General features: G+C 39.7%; 6 protein-coding genes. 4 read left to right on the top strand and 2 right to left on the bottom strand.

The genetic code is table 11. The annotated features are described in order from the left end of the window. Positions 1-22 precede the first annotated feature (22 nt). The 4 genes from BCG07_RS03205 to ccoG all read left to right on the top strand — a co-directional run bounded on the left by BCG07_RS03205 (position 23) and on the right by ccoG (position 4994). The gene (locus BCG07_RS03205) at positions 23-577 is read left to right on the top strand and encodes a YceB family lipoprotein (protein ID WP_033019952.1); all 555 of its coding nucleotides are present in this window, start codon (positions 23-25) and stop codon (positions 575-577) included. A gap of 81 nt (positions 578-658) precedes the next feature. Then, entirely contained in the window at positions 659-1963 is a 1305-nt protein-coding gene (locus tag BCG07_RS03200) for an ABC1 kinase family protein (protein ID WP_286888615.1), read from the top strand. A gap of 87 nt (positions 1964-2050) precedes the next feature. Further along, positions 2051-3463, top strand: coding sequence for a sigma-54 interaction domain-containing protein (locus BCG07_RS03195; protein ID WP_286888614.1), 1413 nt, complete (start codon positions 2051-2053; stop codon positions 3461-3463). Between the two features lie 151 nt (positions 3464-3614). Continuing rightward, positions 3615-4994, top strand: a complete 1380-nt coding sequence (ccoG, locus tag BCG07_RS03190) for a cytochrome c oxidase accessory protein CcoG (RefSeq protein WP_006794487.1) — start codon at positions 3615-3617, stop codon at positions 4992-4994. A 28-nt stretch (positions 4995-5022) separates the two neighbouring features. Here ccoG and BCG07_RS03185 read toward each other — a convergent pair whose 3' ends face one another. Together BCG07_RS03185 and BCG07_RS03180 are read right to left on the bottom strand one after the other, a co-directional pair. Beyond that, entirely contained in the window at positions 5023-5460 is a 438-nt protein-coding gene (locus BCG07_RS03185) for a hypothetical protein (protein ID WP_008132022.1), read from the bottom strand. A 79-nt stretch (positions 5461-5539) separates the two neighbouring features. Beyond that, positions 5540-6457, bottom strand: a complete 918-nt coding sequence (locus BCG07_RS03180; protein ID WP_286888611.1) for a M14 family metallopeptidase — start codon at positions 6455-6457, stop codon at positions 5540-5542. Between the last annotated feature and the right edge of the window lie 62 nt (positions 6458-6519).

Raw genomic sequence — 6519 nt, 5'->3', positions numbered from 1 at the left:
TCAACCAAACAAAGGATTTACCATGAGATTTTTATTACTTATTACTACGCTTTTTTTAACTGCCTGTAATAGCACGCAAGGTGTATCGGTATATTCATTTACAAATGCTGAAGTAGAAAGCGTATTAGCTAAAGAGTTGCCCAAATTAAGCGAAAAAGTAAAGCTAATGGGATTACCTGTTCAGCTTAACGTTAATGATTTAAGTGTTGATATAGGGCCAGATAATCGTGATGTTGTTTTACTTGGCGCTGACTCTAGCGCAGAGATCAACGCTTTTGCACTTAAGTACCCAATTCGTTTAAAGCTTCAAATAGAGGGCAGCCCATTCTACGATAGCGAGAAAAAAGCAGTGTTTTTACGTAATATTAAACTACTGGGCTCAAGCGTTGATGCTGGTGGCTTTAGAGGCAACATTGGCGCGCTTGACGATCAAGCAATGGGTGTAATCAATACCTTTTTGGCTAACAACCCTGTATATACGTTAAACATGAATGATCCTAAAATGATGCTATTGAGCAAATTACCGCTCGACATGAAAATATCGCAAGGTGCAATTAAACTGGTTCCTAGGTTATAAATAACCAGGCTAATCAGATCGGCCTGCCTTAATTAATCGTATTAAATAACCTAACTATAAGCTAATTAGGTTCATTATATTATGGCAGCACCGCGTAACGTGCCCACATCGAGACTTTCTCGTTTTGCAAAATTAGGCTCATTAGCAACAGGCGTTGCGGGTAATATGCTGGTTGATGGCGCTAAAAGTGCACTAACAGGTAAAGGGTGGGATAACAAACGCTTACTTCTGCAGCCTAAAAATATTGAAAAACTTGCTGTGCAGCTCTCTCACTTACGCGGAGCAGCAATGAAATTAGGCCAGCTTCTATCTATGGATGCTGGTGACTTGCTCAGTCCTGAGCTCGCCCAGTTACTCGCTTTGTTGCGCTCTGACGCAAATCCAATGCCGCATAAGCAGCTGGTTGAAGTTTTAAAAGAACAATGGGGGGACGACTGGCTTTCTCGTTTTTCTCATATTGAACTCAGACCTTTTGCAGCGGCTTCTATTGGGCAAGTGCATTTAGCGTATCAAGAAAATGGCGATAAGCTCGCAGTTAAAGTTCAGTACCCGGGTATTGCAAAGAGTGTTGAGAGCGACGTAGATAACGTGATTACGCTGTTAACCCTATCGCGCCTATTACCTAAAGATCTCGACATTAAACCCCTTGTGAATGAGGCTAAGGCACAATTACTTGCAGAAGCAGATTACCTGCGAGAAGCAGATTATTTAATACGTTACAAAAATGCACTCAACGGCAATGCTCACTTTAAAGTGCCTGATGTTTACACTTCGCACAGTACGCAGCAAGTGCTTACAATGGAATATGTCAATGCTGAACCCATAGAGAGCATCACAGAGCAGCCACAAAGCCAGCGAAGTTTTGTGGCTGAGCAGCTTATTAATTTATTTTTTAAAGAAATGTTTGAATTTAAACTCATTCAAACGGATCCTAACTTTGCTAATTTTCATTATCAAACAGAGACACAAAAAATCGTTTTATTTGATTTTGGTGCAACGCGAGAAATATCAACCGAGTTGAGTTCAGCGTATTTGGCACTATTTAAAGCAGGTAGCGATAACAGCCGAGAGGGCGTATTAAAAGCAGCATCGCAAATTGGTTATTTTAAAGATGACATTATGGATAATTATAAAAATAACGTAATCGACTTGTTTTTAATGGCGTGCGAACCGCTCAGGCATGATGGTGAATTTGATTTTAAACATAGTGAGTTAGCACTTAAAATTAAGGATGCTGGGCTTGCACTTAGTGCCCAATCACAGCAGTGGCACACTCCACCCGTCGATGCGTTGTTTATACACCGAAAATTAGCCGGTTTGTATTTAATAGCTGCTCGTTTGGGGGCAAAAATTGATGTGCGTGCACTTTTTAGTCATTTCGCATAAATACTGAGCTAATATCGATATAAAGTTACTGGTGCAGTAATGTGTTAAAGTTGTCATAATACTCGTGATATTTCGCGAGGCGTAGTTATGATAAAGCAATTTTTAAACGATCCAAAGTTATTACTTAATGCCGTGGGTGAGGGAATTTACGGATTCGACTTGTCTGGAAACGCTGTATTTGTAAACCCAGCAGCAGAGCGCATGACAGGGTGGAAGGCAGAGGAGCTACTAGGAAAAAAAATACATCAATATCATCACCATACCCGTGCCGATGGCACGCCTTACCCTGCAGATGAGTGTCAAATTTACTGTACCATGTTTGATGGTAAACGCCGTGAAGTTAACAATGAAGTGTTTTGGCGCAAAGACGGTAGCTCGTTTGCTGTTGAATATACATCCACCCCAGTGTATCGAAAAAATCAACTTATTGGTGCCGTTGCTATATTTCGTGATATATCGCAGCAGCAACAAACCCAAAATGATTTACAAAACGCACTTAAAAAAATAAAGCAGCTGAGTGAGCAGTTAAAAGATGAGAATAGCTATTTAACAGCAGAGTTAAATCAGGACTGGCAAGACTCTGGGCTTGCAGGGCAAAGCCATGTGTTCCAAACCATGTTAGAGCAAATCAAATTAGTGAGTGAAACCGACACTACCGTGCTTATTCTGGGAGAAAATGGCACAGGTAAAGAGCTAGTAGCACGCAATTTATATAGGTTAAGCAAACGCAGCAAGCATGCCTTTATTAAAGTAAATTGTGCAGCTTTTACACCAAGTTTATTGGAGTCTGAGCTGTTTGGGCATGAGAAAGGCGCTTTTACTGGGGCTAACGAACGTCGTAAAGGCCGATTTGAACTGGCCGATAAAGGCACACTTTTTTTAGATGAAATAGCCGAATTACCTCTAGAATCACAAAGTAAGCTACTAAGAGTGCTACAAGAGCAAGAATTTGAGCGGGTTGGTGGTAGCCAAACCTTAAGTGTAAACATTCGAGTTATAGCGGCTACAAACCGCGATTTGTGGCAAATGGTGCAAAAGGGCAGTTTTAGAATAGATTTATATTATCGACTTAATGTATTTCCTATTAAAGTACCGGCCCTGAGAGAGCGTAAAGAAGATATTCCTTACTTATGCAGCAACCTCATACAGCAATTAAATAAACGCTTGGGGAAGCAGTTAAAAGGGTTAAGTAAAAAAGCAGTTACTAAGCTTCAAGCCTACGATTGGCCTGGCAACATAAGAGAGCTGCAAAATGTACTGGAGCGAGAAGCCATTTTGTCCAAACAATCTGTTTTACAGCTCAATCAACCACTCAATGGTGACACTACGCAAAATGTTGACGAGTCTCTTACCCTCGATGAGGCGCAAAGGCTGCATATAAGCCGTGTTTTAACACTGTGTAACGGGCAAATTTCGGGAAGTAAAGGTGCTGCACTTAAGTTAGGGTTACCTGAAAGTACACTTCGCTCAAAAATGAGAAAGCTAGGAATTAATAAATAATCGCGATATATAACGTTTTTCGTTATATGTCGCGATTGGTAAAAGCGTGTAAATTATAAAGTTATTTAATATCAATAGATTAAATAAAGTTTCAGTTTGGTCTGAAAGTTGCAAATACTTAAACAACATCCGTTCTAATTAAGTAAGTAACATGAAGTTTGATATTAAAGAGCAAGACATGATCATTAAGCCCTATAACTCAGGGCCAATTTATATTCGCGAGCAAAAAGGCTTTTTTCAACGTATACGCCGTAATTTAGGCTGGTTGCTAATGTTAACGTTTATTGCCATTCCATGGATTCAATACAACGGTCAGCAGGCTGTACTGTTAGATGTCGCAACACAAACCTTTACTATTTTTGGATTAACACTTCTTCCTCAAGACTTTATGATTTTAGCCATGCTTTTTATGGTGGGAGCCTTTGCGTTATTTTTTGTTACTAATTGGCTTGGCCGAGTTTGGTGCGGTTACACGTGCCCGCAAACAATATGGATGTTGATGTTTACATGGGTTGAGCAACGAATAGAAGGTACACGCAATCAGCGCATTAAATTAGATAAGTCAAAATGGACATTTAGCACGTGGCGTAAAAAAATAGCTAAACACAGCGCGTGGATAGTTATTTCGGTTTTAACAGCGACCTCATTTATGGCGTATTTTATTCCGGCTAAAAATTTATACTTAGACATGCTTTCGTTTGATTGGTCTGGCATTACCACATTTTGGGTGCTTTTTTTTGCTGGGTGTACGTACGGTAATGCTGGTTTTTTAAGAGAAAAAATGTGCACCATTGCATGCCCGTATTCTCGTTTTCAGTCAGTGATGTTTGATAAAGATACCTTAGTTGTTACTTATGATGCTGAACGAGGAGAAAACCGTGGCCCACGTAAGCGTAAAGCTGATCCAAAGTCATTAAACCTAGGCGATTGTGTAGACTGTAATTTATGTGTGGAGGTATGCCCTGCGGGTATTGATATAAGAAATGGCTTGCAATATGAGTGCATAAACTGTGGTTTATGTATTGATGCCTGCGATGACACAATGAATAAGTTTGGCTACGACAAAGGCTTAATTAAATACGCGAGTGAAAAACAAATGGAAGGTAAAAAAACCAACCCATTTAGATTAAAGCTTGTTGGCTATGGTGCGTTAACTGCCTTACTTATCCTATCGATGTTTGCATGGATGATGCAGCGTACACCCATAGAGGCCTCAGTGCTTCGTGATAGAAACGCACTCTACAGAGTAAATTATGAGGGCCTAGTTGAAAACCCATACACACTAACAATTATTAACAAAACACAGCAATCAATGCACTACACAATCGCTATTGAGGGGTTACCTGGGGCAACGCTTAAAAGTCCAAAGGCAACACTCGTACAACCTGGTTTAATGAAAAAAATACCGGTTACGGTTACCGCTGATGGTTACGATATTAAACAAAAAGTAAGTAAATTAAGATTTGTAGTTACCGCGCAGGAAGATGCGAGTATTACCATCACCAAGGACAGTCAGTTTTATAAAAACTAAGTAGTTAAACGCCAAGTTGATTAAATAATTAATCCGCTTGGCTGTTTTTAAGGTGCTTAATAACGTATTGCTTGGCACTTTCAACCTCACTAAATATACATTTAGTGCCGTCTCTGCCAACGCTATTTAAAACCCGCGACATTTGACTGATTGCGATGGCCGATGTCATTACATACGCGCTGATAAAGCAATTTGCAGCTTGCATTTTTTTGCCAATTTTAGTGAGCAATAACTCGGCTTCAGGCGTCGCTGCTAATACCTTTCGTGAGTCGCTAATATAGCCCCAGGGGTTGCCGTTAAATTGTGCAGTAGTATTAATGAGCTTTTCACCATACACACTTAGAATATCGGTATCGATGCTACCTGAAAATTCAGCAACAATTATGTTGTTATCTACATAAAAATTAACGTTGCCATAGTCATTTTTTAATGAAAAATCATAATGCTCATTTTTATCTACTTGCAAGGCTTTCTCTCTATTTATATTACAGACTTGTTACTACGTTTAATAAAACACACTTATAATAAACGTAGCAACTAGTAATTTAGCCTTCATTTCGTAAATAATTTAAAGCACTATCAATAACAGCAACTTGCGCTAATATACATTGTTCACTATTGGCTGAAGGGCTATCTGGGTAAACCTCTGTTGTTGTTACAAAAGGAGCATCAGTAAAGCCCATACATAAACCTAATTTGCGTGCTGCGTAATTTATAACGCCAAATTGTTCCTGCGGTACGCCTATTAATGCATTGTTTTCATCGCTTGGTGCAATATGCGTAACCTTTGCAACGCCCTCAATAATCACTTTTTGAAATTCTGGCTCTGGCTTTGTACTATCAGCAACTAAGTAAAACCCATCAGGAATATTCCAGTTTGTATTAGTTGTGCCTTCACGTGCTGCAAGCGCTGGCCTGAATTCACTGTTATCGGAGTCTGTTGTCTCGTGTAAATCAATATGTGCTAGTAGATCAATATTTAATGATTTTACATAGGCCATAACAGCGGCCGACTCGTGTGCTGGGCTATTTTCGTAAAAGGAGCGGTTAGGATCGATTGCGCTTGGGTTCCAGCGGTTAATTGTTTCATACCCCCAAGGGCTAATACAGGGAGTAATAATTATATTAAAGTGTTTTGAATGATTTAAAGCAGAGGTTTTTGCAAATCTAAGCGCTCCATGTACACCACTGGTTTCGTAGCCATGCACGCCACCGGTAATTAAAACCGTTGGTTTGGTATCATCAAAATTAGGTGTTTGCAGGGCATATAATGGATAACAGCCATCATTGTAATTAAGCTCACCATATTGCTCAACCGTTAATGTGCCTTTAAGCTCGTTAATTAACGTTAACACTTCATCTTGGTAGCTACGCTTTATAACTTGGCTCGCAAGCCATTGAGCTTTATCGTCGTCGTTCCATTTAGTACCGGGTGTGCCAATTGGGTATGTGCTGTCAGTCATTATAAAGCCTTGGTATATCAATATTTAATGAAATAAAGCGCTAGCTTAACGCTGACTAAAAT

This window comes from Pseudoalteromonas sp. ESRF-bin5 (assembly GCF_002632075.1).
GTDB lineage: Bacteria > Pseudomonadota > Gammaproteobacteria > Enterobacterales > Alteromonadaceae > Pseudoalteromonas > Pseudoalteromonas marina.
The sequence above is the reverse complement of the archived record's forward strand: the minus strand, read 5'-3'. Positions and strand labels throughout refer to the sequence as shown.